General features: G+C 43.5%; 20 protein-coding genes. 6 read left to right on the top strand and 14 right to left on the bottom strand.

Annotated elements, in window-relative coordinates:
- The first annotated feature begins 123 nt into the window (after window positions 1-123).
- A complete protein-coding gene (locus DN752_RS12075) occupies window positions 124-1911 on the top strand; it encodes an ABC transporter ATP-binding protein (RefSeq protein WP_112784180.1) in 1788 nt (595 codons plus the stop codon).
- Window positions 1912-2144: 233 nt separating this feature from the next.
- On the opposite strand, the gene DN752_RS24485 is transcribed toward DN752_RS12075, so the two are convergent.
- The 4 genes from DN752_RS24485 to DN752_RS12055 form a co-directional block, all read right to left on the bottom strand.
- The gene (locus tag DN752_RS24485) at window positions 2145-2426 is read right to left on the bottom strand and encodes a hypothetical protein (RefSeq protein WP_162633202.1); all 282 of its coding nucleotides are present in this window, start codon (window positions 2424-2426) and stop codon (window positions 2145-2147) included.
- A 637-nt stretch (window positions 2427-3063) separates the two neighbouring features.
- On the bottom strand, window positions 3064-3834 hold the full coding sequence (locus DN752_RS12065) for a LytR/AlgR family response regulator transcription factor (RefSeq protein ID WP_112784178.1): 771 nt from the start codon (window positions 3832-3834) through the stop codon (window positions 3064-3066).
- 27 nt (window positions 3835-3861) lie between these two features.
- Window positions 3862-4719, bottom strand: a complete 858-nt coding sequence (gene nadC / locus DN752_RS12060) for a carboxylating nicotinate-nucleotide diphosphorylase (RefSeq protein WP_112784177.1) — start codon at window positions 4717-4719, stop codon at window positions 3862-3864.
- An 89-nt stretch (window positions 4720-4808) separates the two neighbouring features.
- Window positions 4809-5213 (bottom strand): DUF4783 domain-containing protein, encoded by a 405-nt coding sequence (locus DN752_RS12055; protein WP_245949521.1) that lies wholly within the window; start codon window positions 5211-5213, stop codon window positions 4809-4811.
- 316 nt (window positions 5214-5529) lie between these two features.
- On the opposite strand from DN752_RS12055, the gene recF reads away from it, so the two are divergent.
- A complete protein-coding gene (gene recF / locus DN752_RS12050; protein WP_112784175.1) occupies window positions 5530-6642 on the top strand; it encodes a DNA replication/repair protein RecF in 1113 nt (370 codons plus the stop codon).
- A 544-nt stretch (window positions 6643-7186) separates the two neighbouring features.
- Here recF and DN752_RS12045 read toward each other — a convergent pair.
- Window positions 7187-7957, bottom strand: a complete 771-nt coding sequence (locus tag DN752_RS12045; protein ID WP_112784174.1) for a hypothetical protein — start codon at window positions 7955-7957, stop codon at window positions 7187-7189.
- A gap of 132 nt (window positions 7958-8089) precedes the next feature.
- Between DN752_RS12045 and DN752_RS12040 the strand changes: the two genes are divergently transcribed.
- The gene (locus DN752_RS12040; protein WP_112784173.1) at window positions 8090-8413 is read left to right on the top strand and encodes a Rieske (2Fe-2S) protein; all 324 of its coding nucleotides are present in this window, start codon (window positions 8090-8092) and stop codon (window positions 8411-8413) included.
- Window positions 8414-8478: 65 nt separating this feature from the next.
- On the opposite strand, the gene DN752_RS12035 is transcribed toward DN752_RS12040, so the two are convergent.
- The 9 genes from DN752_RS12035 to DN752_RS24480 all read right to left on the bottom strand — a co-directional run bounded on the left by DN752_RS12035 (window position 8479) and on the right by DN752_RS24480 (window position 17644).
- A complete protein-coding gene (locus tag DN752_RS12035; protein WP_112784172.1) occupies window positions 8479-9510 on the bottom strand; it encodes an oxidoreductase in 1032 nt (343 codons plus the stop codon).
- Entirely contained in the window at window positions 9511-10137 is a 627-nt protein-coding gene (locus DN752_RS12030) for a response regulator transcription factor (RefSeq protein ID WP_112784171.1), read from the bottom strand.
- Window positions 10138-10292: 155 nt separating this feature from the next.
- Window positions 10293-11051 carry a sensor histidine kinase gene (locus tag DN752_RS12025; RefSeq protein ID WP_112784170.1) on the bottom strand — a complete coding sequence of 253 codons (759 nt, stop codon included), beginning with the start codon at window positions 11049-11051 and terminating at the stop codon, window positions 10293-10295.
- Window position 11052: 1 nt separating this feature from the next.
- Window positions 11053-11613, bottom strand: coding sequence for a hypothetical protein (locus tag DN752_RS12020; RefSeq protein ID WP_245949520.1), 561 nt, complete (start codon window positions 11611-11613; stop codon window positions 11053-11055).
- A gap of 207 nt (window positions 11614-11820) precedes the next feature.
- Complete coding sequence (locus DN752_RS12015; protein WP_112784168.1) at window positions 11821-12228, bottom strand: hypothetical protein; 408 nt, start codon at window positions 12226-12228, stop codon at window positions 11821-11823.
- An 85-nt stretch (window positions 12229-12313) separates the two neighbouring features.
- Complete coding sequence (locus DN752_RS12010; protein WP_112784167.1) at window positions 12314-12979, bottom strand: hypothetical protein; 666 nt, start codon at window positions 12977-12979, stop codon at window positions 12314-12316.
- Window positions 12980-13713: 734 nt separating this feature from the next.
- A complete protein-coding gene (gene secDF, locus DN752_RS12005) occupies window positions 13714-16683 on the bottom strand; it encodes a protein translocase subunit SecDF (RefSeq protein ID WP_112784166.1) in 2970 nt (989 codons plus the stop codon).
- Window positions 16684-16785: 102 nt separating this feature from the next.
- Window positions 16786-17142, bottom strand: coding sequence for a hypothetical protein (locus DN752_RS12000; protein WP_245949519.1), 357 nt, complete (start codon window positions 17140-17142; stop codon window positions 16786-16788).
- A 259-nt stretch (window positions 17143-17401) separates the two neighbouring features.
- The gene (locus tag DN752_RS24480) at window positions 17402-17644 is read right to left on the bottom strand and encodes a hypothetical protein (RefSeq protein ID WP_162633201.1); all 243 of its coding nucleotides are present in this window, start codon (window positions 17642-17644) and stop codon (window positions 17402-17404) included.
- A 521-nt stretch (window positions 17645-18165) separates the two neighbouring features.
- Here DN752_RS24480 and DN752_RS11995 point away from each other — a divergent pair.
- From DN752_RS11995 to DN752_RS11985, 3 genes are all read left to right on the top strand, one after another.
- Window positions 18166-18744 carry a non-canonical purine NTP diphosphatase gene (locus DN752_RS11995; RefSeq protein WP_112786523.1) on the top strand — a complete coding sequence of 193 codons (579 nt, stop codon included), beginning with the start codon at window positions 18166-18168 and terminating at the stop codon, window positions 18742-18744.
- Between the two features lie 174 nt (window positions 18745-18918).
- Window positions 18919-19551: a uridine kinase gene (udk, locus tag DN752_RS11990; protein ID WP_112784164.1), complete on the top strand. Its 633-nt coding sequence runs from the start codon at window positions 18919-18921 to the stop codon at window positions 19549-19551.
- Between the two features lie 181 nt (window positions 19552-19732).
- Complete coding sequence (locus DN752_RS11985) at window positions 19733-20167, top strand: outer membrane insertion C- signal (protein ID WP_317048532.1); 435 nt, start codon at window positions 19733-19735, stop codon at window positions 20165-20167.
- Window positions 20168-20369 lie beyond the last annotated feature (202 nt).

Raw genomic sequence — 20369 nt, 5'->3', positions numbered from 1 at the left:
AGCGTAGGTACATACAGCATTTACCGACTGGCTCCGCATTTTCTATTGATATAGCGAACGTTATCATTTATAAACCAAATCTTGTACATTTGTAGCCGCAAATGAACACGTAGCCCACCTGATATGGCAAAGAAGAAAAAAGCACTGGAAGAACACGAAAAGAGGAAGCTGAACAAGAAAAACCTCAGTAAGCTGATTGGCATTTTTAATTTTGTCTTGCCGTACAAAGGAATTTTCACGGTAGGATTGATCTTCCTGTTGTTTTCGAGCCTTACACTATTGGCCTTTCCGTATGTCGCCGGTAAGCTTATCGACGTGGCCCAGGGCAAGGAATGGATGTTTTCGGATATCAACACCATCGCCTTGGTGCTTGTCGGAATCCTATTCGTACAGAGTGTATTCTCCTTTTTCAGGGTTTGGCTGTTTGCCTTGGTAAGTGAGCGGTCCATGCGCGATATCCGCCTTTCGCTTTACGATAGATTGGTCCACCTGCCGATGAGCTTCTTTGACAGACGGCGCACAGGTGAACTCATCAGTAGGATTACCTCTGATGTCAGTTTGCTGCAGGATACATTTTCCGTCACCTTGGCGGAGCTCTTTAGGCAGATCATTACTTTATTGGCGGGTACAGTTTTCCTCTTTGTGACCACTCCACGGTTGACGCTGTTTATGCTGGCCACTTTCCCGGTTTTGGTGATCATCGCCATGGTTTTTGGTAAATTTATCCGAAAACTCTCCAAAGAAACCCAAGATGAACTGGCCTCTGCCAATGTCATCGTAGAAGAAACCTTACAATCCATCAGCACCGTAAAGTCCTTTGCCGGGGAAGCCTATGAAGCGGCACGTTACGAAAAAGGACTGAACAGAGTGGTGAAAGTAGCACTGAAAGCGGCCGGATTTAGAGGTGCTTTTATTTCCTTCATCATCTTTGCCTTGTTTGGAGGGATCGTGGCTGTCATGTGGTACGGTGCCATGATGGTAAGCACTGGCGCAATGAGCATTGGTGACTTGGTGTCCTTTGTGCTGTACACGACTTTTATTGGAGGCTCTATTGCTGGATTGGGCGATATTTATGGGCAAGTACAAAAGGCCATCGGCTCGTCAGAACGCGTGCTGGAGATCTTGGACGAAAGCCCAGAAGAATCCTTGGCGGACTATCAGGAAGTGGCGATCAAAGGTGATGTTGCTTTCAATGATGTCAGCTTTAACTACCCCACCAGACCCGAAGCGGATGTGCTGAAGCATGTCAACTTATCCATTAAGTCTGGCGATAAGATCGCTTTGGCTGGTCATTCGGGTGCAGGGAAATCCACTATCATCCAGCTCTTGATGAAGTTTTACTCGATCAGTTTCGGCGAAATCACCATTGACGGCAAACCGATCAAAAACTGGAACCTCAAGCAACTTCGCTCCAATATTGGGATCGTTCCCCAAGAAGTGTTGCTCTTTGGGGGAAGTATCCGGGAAAACATCGCTTACGCCAAACCAACTGCCTCTGAAGAAGAAATCATTGAAGCCGCCCAAAAGGCCAATGCATGGCAGTTTATCGGTAAATTCCCCGAAGGCTTGGACACCTTGGTCGGCGAGCGGGGCATCAAACTCTCAGGTGGCCAACGACAGCGTATCGCCATTGCCCGGGCCATTCTGAAAAACCCGTCCATCTTGATACTCGATGAAGCCACCTCCTCCTTGGATGCCGAGTCAGAGGCTTTGGTGCAGGAAGCCTTGGACGAATTGATGAAAAACCGTACGACGATTGTCATTGCCCACCGATTGGCCACTATACGTAAAGTGGACCGGATCTATGTCATGAAGGATGGAGCAATCGTAGAAGAAGGTAGCCATGATGATTTGGCCGCACAGGAAGGCGGATTTTATGCCAATTTGGTGAAGTTGCAGTTTGCTGAATAAGGTCTTGGGGAATATTTAACCCGGAATATGCATTAGCCTATCTACGCCACGGCGCACAGGTGTTGCGACCTGAAACAGCTTCAAAATCAGCCGTTTCACTTTAGTTTTCGGCATAACCGTAGCGGTGCTACGCTAATGCCTCCAAACTAACTGATTTTCTTGCAATTTCAGCTCTCACTACGATTCCTAACTCAATGCCGTTTAGTTAAGGGGATTTCCTTCTTTTCATATACCTAAAAGTCCTTTTTTTGATTGACTTTGGCTGGGGAAACCGGAGCATCTTGGTGGATTTTATCCTTTTCCTTTTTTCCATTGATGAAAAAAGAAAGAAAAAAATCTAGGCCGGTGGTATGCCTTTTAAAATGGAACATGGATTTACCCTGCGACCGAGATCCGTCACCCATTTTAATTTCCACCCGATGGCTACGGCCTAAAAGGCAGTGGGTCTCGCTGTTCCACGACGCGAGCCAACTCCCTTTCTTAACGGCCTCCACCATCGGCTGGAAAACAGGCATACCAAGGGCCGTAATATGGAAACAACACCTTTTTGGGACTTGTTAACTGAATCCGCCTTGCAGGTATTGGGCGTTAAGAAATTAAAAAGCGGGTGGGCAAAAAGGCAGGCTTGTTTGACGAAATGCTGGCCAAAAAGAATGTTGGCTGCTAAAAAGGAGGAGTTTGCCTGCATGAGGGGAGGTTTTAATTTTAGGCCAATAGATGCACAGCGGCGGGGTTTTTTGGTTACTTTTTTGACCTGAAGCAAAAAAGTAACAAAGGTAAAGGGATGAAAAACACCTAGGAATTTAGCTAGAAAAATAACTGCCCAAGGAAAAAATATAGAACCCATATTTTCCAGATACAAACTAACTAAACGGCATTGAATCCGGGTTGAACTCGGGTTGGATATGTATTGGGTTTTAGCGTGAATTTATAAGCGCTAGGAAAATGATTGCCGAAAACAAAGAGATGATTTTTGATGTTCACCATGGGCCTTGCCCATGGCTATGGATGTCATGCCCTTTCAGGGCTTTTGTTATACAACTTGGCTTTTCCAGTTTAAGCAAAAAATCAGCGCAAACCTTAATCATCTGCACCATCAGCGTTCTATTAGCTCCAACCCCCTCCTTTTCCGCTTGATCCTTTATTCCACTATTACTGATTTACCCATTTTTTGAACTTACTTACCTTCTCGCGGCTGACGATGATCTCGTCGTTAAAATCTACTTTGGGCGTTATTTTGAGCCGGCTATTCAGGTGTTTTTTGATGGCTCCGATGGCTTTTACGTTGATGATGATACTACGGTTGATTCTAAAAAACTGGCTGGGATCGAGTTGTTCTTCCAAGTCCATCAGTTTGTTGCTTACCAAATAATGTTCACCACTTATCATTTCCACTAAGTAGGTCTGCCCTCCATCAGCCAAAAAGAAGGCTACATCCTCTTGGTTTTTTTGGAAAAGCTGTTCACCGGATTTAACCAAAAACCTTGTTTTCTTTGATTGACCAACATCAGCGGATACGTTCTTTTCCTTGGCTTCCTTATTATTTTCTTTGGGATAAAGTAATTTGAACTTTTGGAAGGTCTTGGTCAGTCGCTCGTCTGAGCAATTATCATTGATAAAATCAAGACAATTGAGTGCAAAGGCTTTCTCTGTTACGAAAGGCTTGGAAGAAGTAAACACCACAGGGATAAATTTGTTCATTTTGTCAAAAACAGAAGGGTGGAGATCGGTCAGCTCATAGCTTCCAAAAATTACATCTGCTTTTCCGTTCTCTGCGAGATACTGGATTGCTTCATCCCAAGAGGGCAAAACGGCCACAGTTTTGGCATCCTCACATACTTGGTGAATCTGGTGACTCAACCGGTAGCCCTCATCAGGTTTGTGAACGACCAGACATTGTATAAATTGCTTTTCGACTTTCATGGTGTTTTCGTAGTTTCCAGAAAAATATCAATACGCCTTAAGGCTTATGTCCATGCTTTTGACATGGTGGGTCAGGGCTCCTACCGAAATATAATCAACACCGCACTCGGCCACGTCAACAAGTGTATCTTCGGTAATGCCACCTGAAGCTTCTGTCAGCATTTTTCCGTCAATGATCCTTACTGCCTCCCGCATCATATCATAGTCCATATTGTCCAGCATGATAACGTCCACCCCTCCTAAGGAGACTACTTCTTTTACTTCCTCAAGATTTCTTGTTTCTATCTCGATTTTAAGGTCGAGCAGGTTTTCTTTAAGGTATTTTTTAGTGGCTGATATAGCGGACTCAATACCTCCGGCAAAATCAATATGGTTATCCTTGAGCATGACCATATCATAGAGTGCGAAGCGATGGTTTTCGCCTCCGCCTATCGCCACGGCCCATTTTTCAAGCATACGGAAGTTTGGCGTCGTCTTTCGCGTGTCCAACAGCTTGGCATTGGTATGGGAAATGAGCTGTGTCAACTTGTTCGTCTTGGTAGCGATACCGCTCATGCGCTGCATACAGTTCAGAACAAGCCTTTCGGTCGTAAGGATGGAAGCAGCATTCCCTGACACCGTGAGCCCAATATCCCCGCTTTTTACTTCCTGACCATCTTCCAACAGCCTGTGCACTTCCAGCTCCTTGTCATACGAATGAAAGATGAGTTCAGCCAATTCCAAACCGGCAATGATACCATTTTCTTTGATGAGTAATTGTGCACTGCCTTCCTTTCCTCTGGGAATGGCCGCTAGGGTAGAATGGTCTCCCTCTCCCACATCTTCCTTAAAGGCTGACTGGATAAAAGCCTCTAGATTTTCTCGTGTTAGGTAGTTTTCTTTCACTCCGTAAAAATAAGAAAAATCGACAAAGCGCCCCTCTTCATGTAGACAACTTCACGCGGATTTTACAGAATTGCTGCGTTGGTGGACGGTTACTCCTTCGTGATGTCCATTGAGTAAATAGAGCTGCCGCCGCCTTCCTTTTTACACTTTATCAAAATACGGAATTTTGTACCAGTAGTATCATAAGTACCGATAAAATATTCTATCTGGCTCCCGGACGAACCTTTGTGTACAATATCAAAATCACTAGGAGGAAATTTCTTGAAAAAATCCCTTATGACCAACTCTGCTTGGTTTTTAGAATAATCACCTTCATTTCCATTAATACTAAGCTCAACATTCCTGTCGAAGTAGACAGCCAAGTCTTTGCTGGAGCCAGCTTTGATAGAAATCGCTATTTCCTCAGCATCTTGACGCTGTGCCCATGCCGAAGAGCCACAAAGGATCATTCCAACTACTAGTAAACAGAAGGTTTTAGTCAATAATTGTTTCATTATAAATATAGTGGCTCAAAATCCAAGCCAAAGTGTGTGGTTGTAGGTGAACATGTTTAAAGTAAGCAAAAAAAGGTATTTTTTGCCTAAATCAGAAAAAAACATATTGAAAATCACTACCTCATTAATTTGAAAAATAGAGAGAGCAAGTTTAAATTATTTTTTCACACCATGATAACGCTGAATAAGTTATTGGTTTTCAGCCTTTTTTGGACCTACTGACCAAAACAGCCCCCATGACTCCTATTAAAAGTGCTTTCATAAAACACACTTCTCCTTACATTTGTACTATTCACCAGTAAGCAAACTGTCCACTATGCATTTAAAGCACCTTCAATTGATCCAATTCAAAAATTATGAAAAGGCTCAGGTGGCTTTCAGTGGAGAAATCAATTGCTTTCTAGGCATCAATGGCAGTGGCAAAACCAATCTGTTGGATGCGATACACTACCTTTCCCTCACCAAAAGTGCCTTTAATTCAGTGGACATGCAAAACATCCAGCATGACCAATCTTTTTTTTCGATGAAAGGCCATTTTGAAAAAGCAGGAAAAACGGTAGAAATCCAATGTATCCTCGAAGCCAAAAAGAAAAAACAGGTGCTTAATAATGGTAAGGCATATGACAAAATGAGCGAGCACGTTGGCCTTTTGCCTGTAGTGATGATCGCTCCGGATGACACTACACTTATCAAGGAAGGTAGTGAGGAGCGTCGCAAATTCTTTGACAGTTTACTTTCCCAACTCGATAAAAATTATCTCCTACAGCTGATGCGCTATCAGCACTTTCTTAAGCAACGTAATGCTTTGATCAAACAATTTGCAGAACAAGATCGGATGGACAAAAGTCTTTTGGAACCCTACGATCTAGAGCTCATTGGGCTAAGCAAATGGCTCTTCCAAGAGCGGGAAGCGTTCATTGATCGCTTCAAGCCTTTTTTACTCCACCACTATGAAGAAATCTCGGGCAATCGGGAGCAAGTAGCGATCCGCTATGAAAGCCAGGTCCGTCAATCAGACTTTGAAAACCACTTCCACAACTGTTTAAAAAAAGACCTCCTACTAAAACGTACCAATGCGGGTATTCATAAGGATGATTTTGTGTTCACCATTGACGGCTATCCTCTTAAGAAATTTGGCTCCCAAGGCCAGCAAAAGTCCTTTCTGATCGCGCTCAAGCTTGCGCAGTTTCAGGTTTTTAAGGAGGAGACGGGGACCAAGCCTCTGCTATTGCTGGATGATATTTTTGATAAGCTGGATGATTTTCGGATTGGCAAGATGATGGACCTGGTAGCCGATCATGCGTTTGGCCAACTATTCATAACAGATGCCCGTCCCGAGCGTACCAAAAAAATCATGCAAGATATCAATGCAGACATTGCCTACTTCCACATCGAAGAAGGCAATGTCAGCAGATTAAAGGATGAATGAGATTTATAATCCCGGAATATGCATTAGCCTATCTACGCCACGGCGCACAGGTGTTGTGACCTGAAACTGCTTCAAAATCAGTCGTTTCACTTTAGTTTTCGGCATAACCGTAGCGGTGCTACGCTAATGCCTCCAAACTAACTGATTTTTTTGCACTTTCAGCTCTCACTACGATTCCCAACGCATAATCCGGGATAATCACTCAGGTTAAAAATAAGGCAAGAAAAAAGCCCCTGTTACCTATCAGGGGCTTTTCCATAGACCAAAAAAAGAATAACGCTTATCTGGGAGACTTGTAACCTATCCTGCATCTTGATCTCCAAAAAATTACTAATGGCCTGTTAAGCATTCCATAATTCTCATCATGGTGATCGTAAATTCTCCAAAAGAAGTAATCAACGTTTTCATTAGTATCAAGCGCTACTTCAAAAAAGTATCGTACTTAATGATTGAAAGATAGGCGAACTTCTGGATCATTCCTGCAACGTAGGCTACTCAAAACTACGCAACATGACAAAAGTCATGTATGAAGCGTTAAATAATGTCATTTTTGGTCTTTTATGTCTTCATTCTGTTCCAAATATGCATCACGATAGTTGGACCAGATCTCGTAAATCGGGTCACCCTTGGAGCTCAATCCGCTGTGATGCCATTCTCCATCCTTTACTTCATAATCAAAACCTAGAGAAGCTCCTACCCGGCTGTCATCACGACTGAAAAACTCAATATACTCAGTATACTTTCCATTTTGTGCCGTATAGTTACCTCCTCCAGTACCGCTAAATTCTTTTGTTTCAGAATTAAAGGCTATCCATTGAAAACGACCTCCTCCGAGAATCTTGACAGTACGCCTGGCTCCCGGAGTCATCGTTCGGAGCTCACCGTCCCTCTTACGGCCAGTAATGACCCAAGTACCATTCAAATCATCATCGCGATCGGATATTTTCTCCCAGATTTCAATAACGTTACTGCCCTTTTGATTATAAGTAAGCACCATTTTTTCTCCGACAAAGTCCATATTGTACGCTGTCGTAGTTCCTATTTTTTCAGGATCTTTGGTATGGAAATCAAATGTTTCCGAATAGCCATTCTCTCCATCCTTTTCATATACACCGCCTCCGGCACCTATAAAATGATGCGTCGTATCGGCTGTCTTTGCCCCGAAAGCAAAATAACCGTCCTGGTATATCTTGACCCATTCCTCCTCTGTGACCTGGTCACCATTCAAGTGGGTCAACTTCCACGCCCCATCTAAATCTTGGGCAAACACATTCACTACCAACAACAGGAAAGGAAATAGAAATAACTTTTTCATGATTGACATTTTGTTAATACACCACTAATTTACAAATTTCACCAAGTACCCTTTCTTAATTTAAGAAACTTTGGTACTTTTTATACTAATGGTACAATGAAAAAAACCTAACTATCAAAAAAACCAATCAAAATGGGCAAATTTACGCTGGGAAAGTCAAAAGAAGAGGCAAAAGGAATGTTGCCGGAAGGAAATATCAAAATCACCCAACTCGGAGCAAAAAAAGTATGCGTTGTAAGAAATGGTGAAAATGTATTTGCCTTCGAACAACATTGTCCACATCGTGGAGCGCTCTTGAAAGATGGCCATATCAATGGACACGAAGAAATTATCTGTCCATTACACTCCTATCGTTTTGATCTGAAAACGGGCCGCCTTGCTTCTGGTGGCAGTTGTGGAGATTTGGAAGTGTATAAAGCTTCTTTGACAGAGGGCGGACTGGAAATACATCTATAAAAAGCTCCTCCAACCACCCAGCTGATCCATTGAAAATCAACTACCCACGTAAAGTCTCTTCACAGCTATAAATAAATCCTTTTGCCTTCAGCATGGCTTTGTCGGGCAGCCTCTATGATCTTAAGCGTTTCGATAGCTTCTCTTGGGCTTACCTTTAGCGGCGCGACACCCCTGATAGCTTGGGCGATATTTTCATAATAGGCCAAATAATTGCCATTTTCAGTGGGATAGGGAAAACTCTCCCCCTCCAGAAAAACCTTACCATAAGCATCTGCATCCTCTACGCCCCAATCTTCACTTCCCGGTAAAACACCTGCTTTGAAAGCTGCCTCCTGCACATCCAATCCGTACTTACTAAAACTTCCTTTGTCTCCAAGAACCAGAAATTTGGGAAGTGGTGCATTCATCAATATACTCGCAGTCAGCCTCACCTTTGTTTCTGGATACATCAATGTAAGATCGAAAAAATCATCTGCCGCTACCGCTTTGCGCTGTTGGAGGATTTCTGCATATACCCAAGAAGGCTTACCAAATAATAAAAGTGCCTGATCGATCAGATGGGCACCCAAGTCGTAAAGTATTCCGCTTCCAGGTACATCTTTCTCCCTCCAGTTGTCGTTGGGCTCAGGTCTGAATCGATCAAAATGCGACTCAAAATGTACTATATTTCCCAAAACACCCTCGTTCAATAATTTGCTGATGGTCATAAAATCCCCATCCCATCGCCGGTTTTGGAAGACCGAAAGCAGCTTTCCTTGCTCTTGGGCTACAGCTTGGAGGGTTTCTGCTTCTGCAGAAGTGACGGTGATAGGCTTATCCACCACGACATGCTTTCCTGCCTCTAAGGCCATCTTAGCTTGGGGAAAATGCTGTTCATTTGGGGTACATATCACGATAAGGTCTACCTCTGCCTTGTCCAGTAGCTCTTCAAGGCTCTTATACACGGTAACCTCCGGATACTTTTCCTTGGATGCTTCTCGGTGTCTTTCCACCACTGCTGTAAGGTCGAGCAAAGGCTCCTGATGGATCAATGGAGCATGCATGGTCTGGGCGACTTTCCCAAATCCTACGAGTCCTGTTTTGAGGGGCTGTGTCATTTATAAGTTCATTTCCAAGGCCTTCTTCATCAGCTCTACCACTGTGTTTACGCCTAGTTTATGATGAATATTTTTTCTATGGGTTTCTACGGTGTAGATGCTCAGGAAGAGGTCATCTGCAATGGACTGGTTGCTATGTCCATCTTTGATCAGTGATAGTATTTGTAGCTCCCTGCGGGAAAGTTTGAATTTCTGTTTGAAGGAATCATAATATTGGTCTTCATCCACTTGCTTAAGCACGCGCTGAAAATGCATCACATGGTGGCCATTGATGACTTCCCTGATGGTATACACCAATTCATCCGGATCGGCGTCCTTTAGCACATAGCCATCCACTCCTTGCTTTTGGCACTTTTTGAAAATGTCCTCATCATCGTACATGGACAGCACCACTACTTTTGACTGGATTTTATTCTTCCTGATCTGCTGGATGGCCGCCAGACCATCCATTCCTGGCATATTCATATCGGTAAGGATCAAGTCCACCGATTGCTTTTTTAAAAATTCCACTAGGTCCTTTCCATTGTTAAAGACCCCGATTACTTGGATATCCTCCTCCTTTTCGAGAAGGTTGGCTATGCCTTTGGCAAACATTTTATGGTCGTCGGCTAAAACTACGCGAATCATCTTTCTGTTGGTGAGGTCTCTTAGAATCTATTTTACAAACTTGCCGCTCATAGGAAATCACAGCCTCCATTCCCAAAGTCTGCCCGGAAAACTGCACTAGTGGTTATCGATTTATACTAATCAAGGGTGTTTGCGACTTCTAAGTTAAGTTTTATCTATTCAAACGGCAATAAAAGTTTGATTTCTGTGCCTATTCCAATGATAGACGAAAGCATCAGCTCACCACCGATGGTCTCGATACGCGATTTTAAGTTGTGAAGCCCCATTCCTTTGGATTTGTCCGCTACATCAAACCCTTTGCCATTGTCTTTGACCGTTACGCTCAGCGTGCCCTTTTCTTGCCGCAGGGAAATAACAATCATCGATGGCTCAGCATGTTTCATGATGTTGTTCAGGGATTCCTGGATAATACGTATCAGCACGAGTTTTTTGTCCTGATCCAGCGTAATGGTAATCTCATCCGTTTCAAACTGGGTCTTACAATAACCTGATTTCTCTATCTTTTGGAGCTCTCCGCTGATGAAATCCTGCAATTTTACCTCCTTGACCCAGTCCAGGTTTAGGCGTTTTGATAGACTGCGCACTTCCTTGATGGCATGGTTTATCAATCGCTTGCCCTCTGAGTAGCTCTCTTCATCCGGGCTGTTCAGTGTCAATTTGGTCAAGGACAATATTTGGCCAAGATTATCATGAAGCTCTTGGCCGATAAAGGAAAGTGTCTGGTCCTGGATTTCTTTCTCTACCTTTAGCATGGTCTTTTCATACTCCGCCTTGAGGCTCTCCATTTTTTGACGATTGCGCAGCTGCTGCTGGCGATGGAGCAATACCATCACGATAATAAAACCGCTCATCAGGAGCATTAGGATAATGCCGCTGAAAACGATAAAAAATATCTGGGTAGGCTCATAATTCATATCACTCGTTTTTAAATATCAAGGGGGCATAAAAAGCAAACCCAAATATAAGATACATCAAGCCAGCCAAAAAACGATTTATGTTGCCAAGCAATTCAAGCAACTGCATCTCCATGGTATCAAAATACCTAATGGGCATAAAGTACACAAAACCCGAACTATAGAAAAACAGGATCGAGGTCGTAATCCAAAATTCTGGAACGGAGAGGATATTTATATCTTGATACCGCTTGAGACGGAAAATGTCGAAAAAAAACCAAATGCAGCACGACAAGATCAGCAATACCGCTACTCCAAAGCTGATATTTTGGAATTTTTCGGTAATACTCTGAAAATACAAACTGTTAACCCCACCTATCACCAAAAAACCAATCAATCCGATTTTGATCAATCTTTTGCCCTTTTGGGTCATAAGCCGATAAAAATACAGGACAATGAAAATGGTCTCCACATAGACAAAAAAAACATTATACACCACCAAATTTGTTAGGTGATGGCTTTCTACCAAATAATTGGCTACATATTCAAATACCAATACGGTAAGCAATAGTACAAAAAGCAATTTGTAAGAGGTGCTTTTTACTTGTAGATCACGAAAGAAAAAAACTCCTGCACAGGTAATTAAGCCCAAGAGTATGCTAATTAGATAAACGCTAAACCCCATAAAAAATGGATGTTGAAAATGAATGAATCCGACTAAAACAGTGAATTGCCCGAAACAGGCAATCCACTTCTAAAGATCGATAAACCCACAATGGTGAGTGGCAGATTAACAATGGGGTGGACAGAGCCTTCCTCCATTTTCGGCATCTTCCTCTTCTTCATCATCTTCGGTAAGGGCTACGGCCTCCAAACGCTCGACATCAGCAGCCTTCTTATCCAAGTCTGCTTCATTACAAGGCACCATTGCCAGCATCATTCTACCTACATATTCTTCTCCCAAAGATTCTGAGAAACTCTCATCATATTCTCCAAAATAAAACTTGATGCCTCCAGTAGTCTCATCGGTTTGTTTCAGTACTTTCTCGATAAGTTCTCTCTCAAACCAGATCCAACGGGTTTGGTCGGTGATCTCACCCTTCACACCCAAACCTGGCTTGCCACTGCCCACTTCATTTTTGTACTTGCTCGTTACTGCTTTAAACTGTTTTTTGGTTAGCTTGTTCTTGTCCTTCATTTTTTATAATGTTTATAGGTGATAAATAACTAGAATCCGAAATTATATCATTTCTTTAAATAATTAACCATGGCAATCCACCTTATCAGGCATACTTTTCCTCAAATAGATGTGGCGTATAAAAAGCCAGCCCAAAAGAAAGATACATCACTCCCGCTATAATCCTGTTCAGCTTTGTCCAAGCTATGACTATCTCAATATGGGCAGCAGCATAAAACTCCATAAACCCAAACAAGGTAAGGGCCTCTGCATAAAAGAAGGTTATAAATGCCACAATCCATAAATGTGGGATACTTAGCAAATCGGATTGCGGGTATTTTTCCAAACGTACGACACTGTAGAAAAATCTTGCACACAGGCCTAAGATAAGCAAGCCCATGGGGAGCAAACTGTAATATTGGAAGACACCTGAAATCGGCTGGATAAATAGTGAATTATATCCTCCCCAAATCAACGATACCCCGAAAAGAACAAAATACAGTCTCTTCAGCTTCTTCCTATGCTCCAGTAAGGCAAAATAATACACGATGAGATAGGACTCAATATAGATCCAACAAACATTGTAAAGCAATAGGTTGTTGATTTGTTTACTCGCCGTATACTCTCCTACTGCTTCCAACAAAAACACAAACAAAAGAGTAATCAGTAGTAGCTTATGGGTAGACTTGTAAGTTGGCTTGTTATAGAAATAGCAGATCACTCCTCCTACCAAACTACAAAGAATGACTCCTAAATATGCGATTTGACTCATAAAATTCTCCCTACATTAACACCCAAAGCAACAACTCCGGATGACATCAAATAGTGATTTTTTCAATATACTAAGTTAAGCGTTCAGGGTTTAGGAGGAAATACCCTAATCATGGTATTTTTTAGCTGATTCGTACGCCCTGCCATCCTACATTACTCCTTGACTAGAACGATGTCCTTGCTGTATACAAAGACATCCAAATTAAAAACGTCATACCCTTTTTAGGAGGATGGGGGTTGGAAAAGGGTGTGGCAACTCGCCGCGGCGAGCATTTTGCTGTTCGGGATTTGTAATCGCGAACCAAAATAATGGGGGTTTGAAATCCCCCTAGACCATTTGTGAATAAGACAGCGATCAATAAGGATATAGGTTTTCATCACCTTACATACGTTAGCCTGACGGCCATGGTCTGCCGCCACGCAGAGAAGTATGACGAAATAATTTCCTCTCCAAAGTAAAGGTGGCTTCACTCCTCTATCGGCTTCAACCCGGATTATGCGTTAGGAATCGTAGTGAGAGCTGAAATTGCAAGAAAATCAGTTAGTTTGGAGGTATTAGCGTAGCACCGCTACGGTTATACCGAAAACTAAAGTGAAACGGCTGATTTTGTCCGCCGCGGCGGATCAGTCCGCAACAGATAGGCTAATGCATATTCCGGGTTCAATATAGTCAAAAATAAAAGCACCCCGTCAATAGACAGGGTGCTCTAAAAATCTTGAAAGTCGATAACTCGATTAAGTTACTTTTTGGCCTTCTTCTTTTTCTTGGGCAATCTCCCTTTTCATTAGATCTACTACGATCGGCGTAGCGATATAAATAGATGAGTAAGTACCCACCAATACCCCTACAAATAGGGCAAAAGAGAATCCTCTCAACACTTCACCACCAAAGATCAGCAATACGATCACTACGATCATAGTAGTGAATGAAGTGATCAATGTTCTGGCCATAGTTTGGTTAATGGCATCGTTGAACATTTTTACCAACTTGGAAGTACCGCGGTTGGAGATATTTTCCCGAATACGGTCAAACACAATCACGGTATCATTTATGGAATAACCGATTACGGTAAGCATTGCCGCGATAAATACTTGGTCGATCTCAAAAGTAGCTCCAAAGGCGCTGGCAATCGCAAAAGCCGCCACCACAAACAAGGTATCGTGTCCTAACGCAATGATGGAAGCCAAGGAATATTGCCATTTACGGAACCTCAAGAGGATGTACAAGAAGATAGCAACCAAGGCAAAGAACATCGCCTCCAAAGAAGAGTTTTTGATATCGTCTGCCACTGTGGCCCCGACCTTGGAAGAGCCGGTGATCGCAAAGTTACTGTCATTGAGCTGCGTCACATCTCCGACAAAGCTAAGCCCAGTCACACTGGCAATTCCTTCGCGTACTTTAGTGGCCACTTCGCTATTGGCTTCATCAGAATCATCATTGATCAGATAAGATGTGGTGATCTTTACCACGTTGTTGGAGCCGTAAGTTTTGGCTTCCACTGATCCATCAAAGGACTTATCCAAACCGGTTTTTAGCTCAGAGGCAGCCACTGGCTCGGCAAATTCTACAATATATGATCTACCACCAGTAAAATCCACGCCAAATTTCAATCCGTTTATCGCAGCAAAGGCAAGACCAATGACGATGATACCTGTAGAAATAAGGTACGCTACTTTTCGCTTGCCCAAGAAGTCAATGTTCAGGTTACTGAACAGGTTTTTAGCAAATGGAGAAGCAAATGAAATTTTGCTCTGCTCACCTTTTTTGCTCATCCAGTATACGATCACTCTCGTGATGAATACAGAAGAGAAGAAAGAGGAAGCAATACCGATCATCAATACGATCGCAAAACCTTTTACAGGGCCTTGACCAAGGGCGTATAGAATGGCACCTGTCAAGAAGGTCGTTACGTTGGAATCAAGGATGGCACTGAATGCCTTGTTATAACCACTGGAAATCGCCTGTAGCAAACCAGCTCCAGCAGCGAGTTCTTCTTTGATCCTTTCGAAGATCAGTACATTGGCATCGATAGACATACCGATTGTCAATACAATACCGGCGATACCTGGCAAGGTGAGTGCCGTTCCCAACTGGGCAAGAATCCCTAGGATAAAGAAGATATTGAACACCAATGCCGCAATGGCTACAAAACCACCTTTGGCATAATAGGCAATCATGAACAATACCACGATCACCAGACCGGCTACCATGGAATTGATACCTTGGGACTGTGCCTCCTTACCCAATGTGGGACCTATGATCGCTTCTTCTACGATTTTTGTTGGTGCTGGAAGTGTACCTGACTTTAGGATATTGGCCAAATCTTTGGCTTCTTCCATGGTAAAGTTACCGGTAATTTCAGACTGTCCACTAGGGATTTCACCTAGGATGTTGGGTGCTGTATAGACATAATTGTCAAGTACGACAGCTATTCTTCTGCCAATATTTTCGGCAGTCATTTTTCTCCATTTTCTCGCACCATCTGCATTCATGCTCATGCTTACTGCAGGATTGGAGCTTTGGTCAAGTACTTGCTTGGCATCGGTGATCACATCACCCTCCAATGGCGCCTGATCGGTACCTCGTGGAGTCTCCATGGCATGAAGCTCCAACAGCTCTTCACCATCTACCTCACGAGGCTTCACAGACCACATAAAGGTCAGCCCACGTGGAATCAACGGTTTGATATCTTCCCTGTTCAGGATTCTATTGATCGCCACGGTGTCCTTCACATCGTACACTAGGCCATAATTGGCCTTCAATAGAGAAAATAAGGGAGACACTTCTGAAGAAAGTGAATCTGTCTCACCACTTCCTTCAGCCAATTGCTGCTCCAAAGAGGTCTTAGTGGTATCCGACTCCGCACCGGTAGCATCTTCGTCTGCTGTTACGGAAGTAGAAGATTTGTTGGCTTTGGCCTCAGCGACCAATGCCGCATTGATGCGTTGTAGGGCATCACCATATTCGTTGATTTCGGCCACTCTCCAAAACTGTAGCTTTGCTACTCCTTGGAGGAGGTTCCTTACCCGCTCTTGGTTATCCACTCCTGGCAGCTCGATTTGGATTCGGCCAGTTCCTTGGATCCGCTGGATGTTTGGTTGGGAAGTACCAAAACGGTCGATACGCGTTCTCAGGATATTAAAAGAACGGTCAATGGCATTTTCTACCTCTTCATCGATAATGCCGAGGATTTCACTATCGGAAGATTCCAGCGAAATCCTGCCACGATTGGCAGCAGTAGCATAGACGGTGTTCAGTTGTTTGTTGCCAGACTTTTCTTTCCAAGCGCTATAGAAAAGGTCTACAAACTTCTCGTTGGAAGTTCTGCCCAATTCTTCTGCTTCGTCCACAGCGGCATTGAATGCTTCGTTTTTGCTGTTTCCGGCAAGTCCTTTTACAATCTCCACCGGAGAAACAGCCAAGGTAACGTGCATACCCCCTTGAAGGTCCAGTCCTAGCCCAAGCTCGGTTTCTTTTACTTCCTTAAAGGTATATTCTATTCCTAGGAAGTTATACACCGGCTCACGCCAGACCGAATCCAGGTAAGATTGCTTCTTTGCGAAATCAAGATTGCCGTCTGCGTCTGTGGCATAGGCAATCGCGTCCTCTTGGACAGTACTCGATACGTAGGTAAATGACAGATAGTACAAGCACAATGCTGTAACAATCACTGTCAAAAACACAATGATCCCTTTGTTTTGCATGATCTACTTAAATGAAATAACTATTAATTAATGTTGATTGAAATTCAATGGAAATGATAGGCTGATGTCCAAACCTACCAATAGCGAAAAGAAAAAGTAACTTTACGGTGCATTTGGAGCCACTATCTGCTCCAAGAGTATTTCTAAAAAATGACTGGGATATCGTGCCATTGTCACCTGTGGCAAGGCACGTTGCTCTTCAAAGCCAATAATCTCATAGATCAACTTCATGGTACTCTCTGCCACCAAACTGGCAAATGGAACCACCACAGCATCTGTCGCTACATCCAAAAATGTCTGGTCATGCTGATCTTCATCCCCAGAATGCTGTGAATATTCGATGCAGTCACTATCGGATGGGTTGTCCTCCGTCGTGCTCAAAAAATACTGTGAATTGGAGATGATAAAGCAGCAAATAGCCACCAAAAGGACGGACATCCTTTCGCGAACAATTTTCATATTTGTGCCTTTCTTACCATTCATAGACAGCAAATGTAGCCATTTTTTAAAAGAAAAGCATTTTTTAACAAAAAATGTTAGGACGCTATCCCAATCAAGTCAAGTCAACAAATTCAGCCACGAAGTCCCTAAGGCACAAAGGAATTGTTTAACCCGGGTTCAATGCCGTTTAGTTAAGGGGATTTTCTCCTTTTCATATACATAAAAGTCCTTTTTTTGATTGACTTTGGCTGGGGAAACCTGATCATCTTGGTGGATTTTATCCTTTTCCTTTTTTCCCCCGAAAGCCTTCGGGGCAGGCTATTGATGAAGAAAGAAAAAAATCTAGGCCGGTGGTATGCCCTTTAAAATGGGACATGGATTTACCCTGCGACCGAGATCCCTCACCCATTTTAATTTCCACCCGATGGCTACGACCTAAAAGTGAGTGGGTCTCGCTGTTCCACGACGCGAGCCAACTCCCTTCCTTAACGGCCTCCACCATCGGCTGGAAAACAGGCATACCAAGGGCCGTCATATGGAAACAACACCTTTTTGGGACTTATTAACTGAATCCGCCTTGCAGGTATTGGGCGTTAAGAAATTAAAAAGCGGGTGGGCAAAAAGGCAGGCTTGTTTGACGAAATACTAGTCAAAAAGAATGTTGGCAGCTAAAGAAGGTACCTGGCTTTAGATAGGACTGCTTGGCTTTAGACAGGAGGAGTTTGCCTGCATGAGGGAAGGTTTTAATTTTAGGCCAATAGATGCACAGCGGCGGGGTTTTTTGGTTACTTTTTTGACCTGAAGCAAAAAAGTAACAAAGGTAAAGGGATGAAAACCACCTTGGAATTTAGCAGAAAAATAATAGAACCAATATTTCCAAATACGCACTAACTAAACGGCATTAATTCCGGGTTTAACCCGATTTATGCCTACGGCATGCGCTGGCTCCAATACACCTTAGACCCGGGTTATGCATATTCCGGGTTTAAGATTAAACAGTACCTCTCTTCGCATCGGAAAAAATTTACTTATTTTTGCAACATGAAGATTTGTTTTGCTACCAACAACCCTAAGAAGATCGAAGAGGTAAAGGCCGCTTTGGGCGAGGAATTTACCATTGTCTCACTCGAGGAAATCGGCTGCCGGGAGGAATTGCCCGAAACGGGTGACACCTTGGACTTCAACGCCTTCCAAAAAGCCCGGCATGTCTTCGATAACTACGGGGTGAGCTGTTTTGCCGACGACACAGGACTGGAAGTGGCCGCACTGGACGGGGCACCTGGTGTCTATTCTGGCAGGTATGCCGGAGAGCCGCGCAGCGATGAACGGAATGTCGAGCTCCTGCTCAACAACATGCAAGGTAAAACGGATCGAAAAGCCCAATTTAGAACGGTAATTGCGCTGATCCTCGATGGCGAGGAGTACAGCTTTGGAGGAGCGGCAAAGGGTGAGATCATCCAAGAAAGAATAGGTGATGGAGGGTTTGGCTATGACCCTATATTCCGTCCAGAGGATCATAAGGAAACCTTTGCGGAGCTCAGCATGGAGCAGAAAAACGCCATCAGCCACCGCGGAAAGGCCGTGCGCAAGTTGACTCACTTCTTGAACAGCTATCGCTAAGCCTCCGTCACTGCGAGGAGGTACGACGCGGCAGTCTCGTTTAATGGGCACAGATGGCCTGCCTACCGGAAGGCAGGCTTCACTCCACCAGTGCCATTTCCCTTTTGTGGGATTAATTTGTAGTCCTGGTTATATAAATTTAGAAAAACTCCTACGCACGAAATTGTATACACCATGAGAAAACCTTATATCGTTGGCATCACAGGGGGAAGTGCTTCCGGCAAAACCCTTTTCCTGAGCAGGCTGCTACAAAGCTTCGACCCTGGTGAGGTCTGCCTGATTTCTCAGGACAACTATTACAAGCCAATCGACCAGCAGCCGCTGGATGAAGAAGGGATAGAAAATTACGATACGCCTTTTTCGTTTGATTTTGATGCCTACGCAGAAGATATACAGAAAATCCAGCATGGAGAGCATGTTTTTCGCCAGGAATACACCTTTAACAACCCCGCAAAGACTCCGCAGATGCTGGAATTCAAGCCCGCTCCTGTGGTGGTGGTAGAAGGCATTTTCGTGCTGTATTCGCCCAAACTGACCAATCTACTGGACCTCAAGGTGTTTATCGATGCCAAGGATTATATCAAGCTGAAGCGGAGGATCGTACGGGACAAAGTAGAGCGGGGCTATGACCTAGATGATGTGCTCTACCGCTACGAAAAGCACGTCATGCCTACTTATGAAAAATACATCGACCCGTCCAAGCACGATGCTGACCTGATCATTCCTAACAACGACAGCTTCGACAATGGCCTGGAAATGGTCAAGATTTTCCTCAAGGAAAAAATCAACAACCAGCCTTGCATTTGAGCAAAAGCCAAACTTTTATCCGTTCCGCTGTTCGGTAGCACCTATTTGGTATTTTTCTATTGTTTCTGCTGTTCGATATTTGCAATCCCGAACCATCAATAGCAGAGTATTTGTAATCCTCGAAAAAATGGCAAAGTGTTTGTACTTTTGGCTCCAATTTTAAACCAAGTTATAAATTACTATGATGAAAAAGTTTTTATTCGCAGCATTGACAGTATTTTTATTACTGCAACATGAAGAGTCCAAGGCACAAGTAAGTGTCGGTATTTACCAGCAAAATTTCGGTACGTACCTATCCATCGGTAGTGATCCGGACAAGAAAATGTTTGGCGAAGGCCGACTGGAAGGTGGCAACGAGGTGGATATTGAAGGTACTTTTGGGTACAATTTTATCCAAAAAGAAGAGGTGAATTTTTACAGCGGTGTCCATGCCGGACTTATCAACGTTGGTGAAGGAAGCTCTGGCTATTTTGGCGTTCCTTTGGGCGTATTGGTAAAGCCATTTCCCTCCACCAGAAATTTTGGCTTCCTGCTAGAGGCCAGTCCACTGTTTATCCCTGACGCAGACACAGCCTATCTACGTGCAGGCATCGGCCTGAAATACACGTTCCGTTAAACGTAAAATGAATATCAAATAAAAAGAGCCTTGAAGTTTGATTTTCAAGGCTCTTTTTATTTATACTTTCCTCAGTAGGAAAGCCTACCCCATCTTAGCTGTTCGAGATTAAACCCGGATTATGCGTTAGGAATCGTAGTGAGAGCTGAAATTGCAAGAAAATCAGTTAGTTTGGAGGCATTAGCGTAGCACCGCTACGGTT

The sequence above is a fragment of the Echinicola strongylocentroti genome, assembly GCF_003260975.1.
In the GTDB taxonomy this organism is placed as follows: Bacteria; Bacteroidota; Bacteroidia; order Cytophagales; family Cyclobacteriaceae; genus Echinicola; species Echinicola strongylocentroti.
Note: the sequence above shows the minus strand (reverse complement) of the source record. Positions and strands in the feature narration are given on the sequence as shown.

Excerpts from the sequence above, each read along its gene's own strand:
- DN752_RS12075 (WP_112784180.1), top strand. The coding sequence starts at position 124 with ATGGCAAAGAAGAAAAAAGCACTGGAAGAACACGAAAAGAGGAAGCTG.
- DN752_RS24485 (WP_162633202.1), bottom strand. The coding sequence starts at position 2,426 with ATGCCTGTTTTCCAGCCGATGGTGGAGGCCGTTAAGAAAGGGAGTTGG.
- DN752_RS12065 (WP_112784178.1), bottom strand. The coding sequence starts at position 3,834 with ATGAAAGTCGAAAAGCAATTTATACAATGTCTGGTCGTTCACAAACCT.
- DN752_RS12055 (WP_245949521.1), bottom strand. The coding sequence starts at position 5,213 with ATGAAACAATTATTGACTAAAACCTTCTGTTTACTAGTAGTTGGAATG.
- recF (WP_112784175.1), top strand. The coding sequence starts at position 5,530 with ATGCATTTAAAGCACCTTCAATTGATCCAATTCAAAAATTATGAAAAG.
- DN752_RS12045 (WP_112784174.1), bottom strand. The coding sequence starts at position 7,957 with ATGAAAAAGTTATTTCTATTTCCTTTCCTGTTGTTGGTAGTGAATGTG.
- DN752_RS12040 (WP_112784173.1), top strand. The coding sequence starts at position 8,090 with ATGGGCAAATTTACGCTGGGAAAGTCAAAAGAAGAGGCAAAAGGAATG.
- DN752_RS12035 (WP_112784172.1), bottom strand. The coding sequence starts at position 9,510 with ATGACACAGCCCCTCAAAACAGGACTCGTAGGATTTGGGAAAGTCGCC.
- DN752_RS12030 (WP_112784171.1), bottom strand. The coding sequence starts at position 10,137 with ATGATTCGCGTAGTTTTAGCCGACGACCATAAAATGTTTGCCAAAGGC.
- DN752_RS12025 (WP_112784170.1), bottom strand. The coding sequence starts at position 11,051 with ATGAATTATGAGCCTACCCAGATATTTTTTATCGTTTTCAGCGGCATT.
- DN752_RS12015 (WP_112784168.1), bottom strand. The coding sequence starts at position 12,228 with ATGAAGGACAAGAACAAGCTAACCAAAAAACAGTTTAAAGCAGTAACG.
- DN752_RS12010 (WP_112784167.1), bottom strand. The coding sequence starts at position 12,979 with ATGAGTCAAATCGCATATTTAGGAGTCATTCTTTGTAGTTTGGTAGGA.
- secDF (WP_112784166.1), bottom strand. The coding sequence starts at position 16,683 with ATGCAAAACAAAGGGATCATTGTGTTTTTGACAGTGATTGTTACAGCA.
- DN752_RS12000 (WP_245949519.1), bottom strand. The coding sequence starts at position 17,142 with ATGAAAATTGTTCGCGAAAGGATGTCCGTCCTTTTGGTGGCTATTTGC.
- DN752_RS24480 (WP_162633201.1), bottom strand. The coding sequence starts at position 17,644 with ATGCCTGTTTTCCAGCCGATGGTGGAGGCCGTTAAGGAAGGGAGTTGG.
- DN752_RS11995 (WP_112786523.1), top strand. The coding sequence starts at position 18,166 with ATGAAGATTTGTTTTGCTACCAACAACCCTAAGAAGATCGAAGAGGTA.
- udk (WP_112784164.1), top strand. The coding sequence starts at position 18,919 with ATGAGAAAACCTTATATCGTTGGCATCACAGGGGGAAGTGCTTCCGGC.
- DN752_RS11985 (WP_317048532.1), top strand. The coding sequence starts at position 19,733 with ATGATGAAAAAGTTTTTATTCGCAGCATTGACAGTATTTTTATTACTG.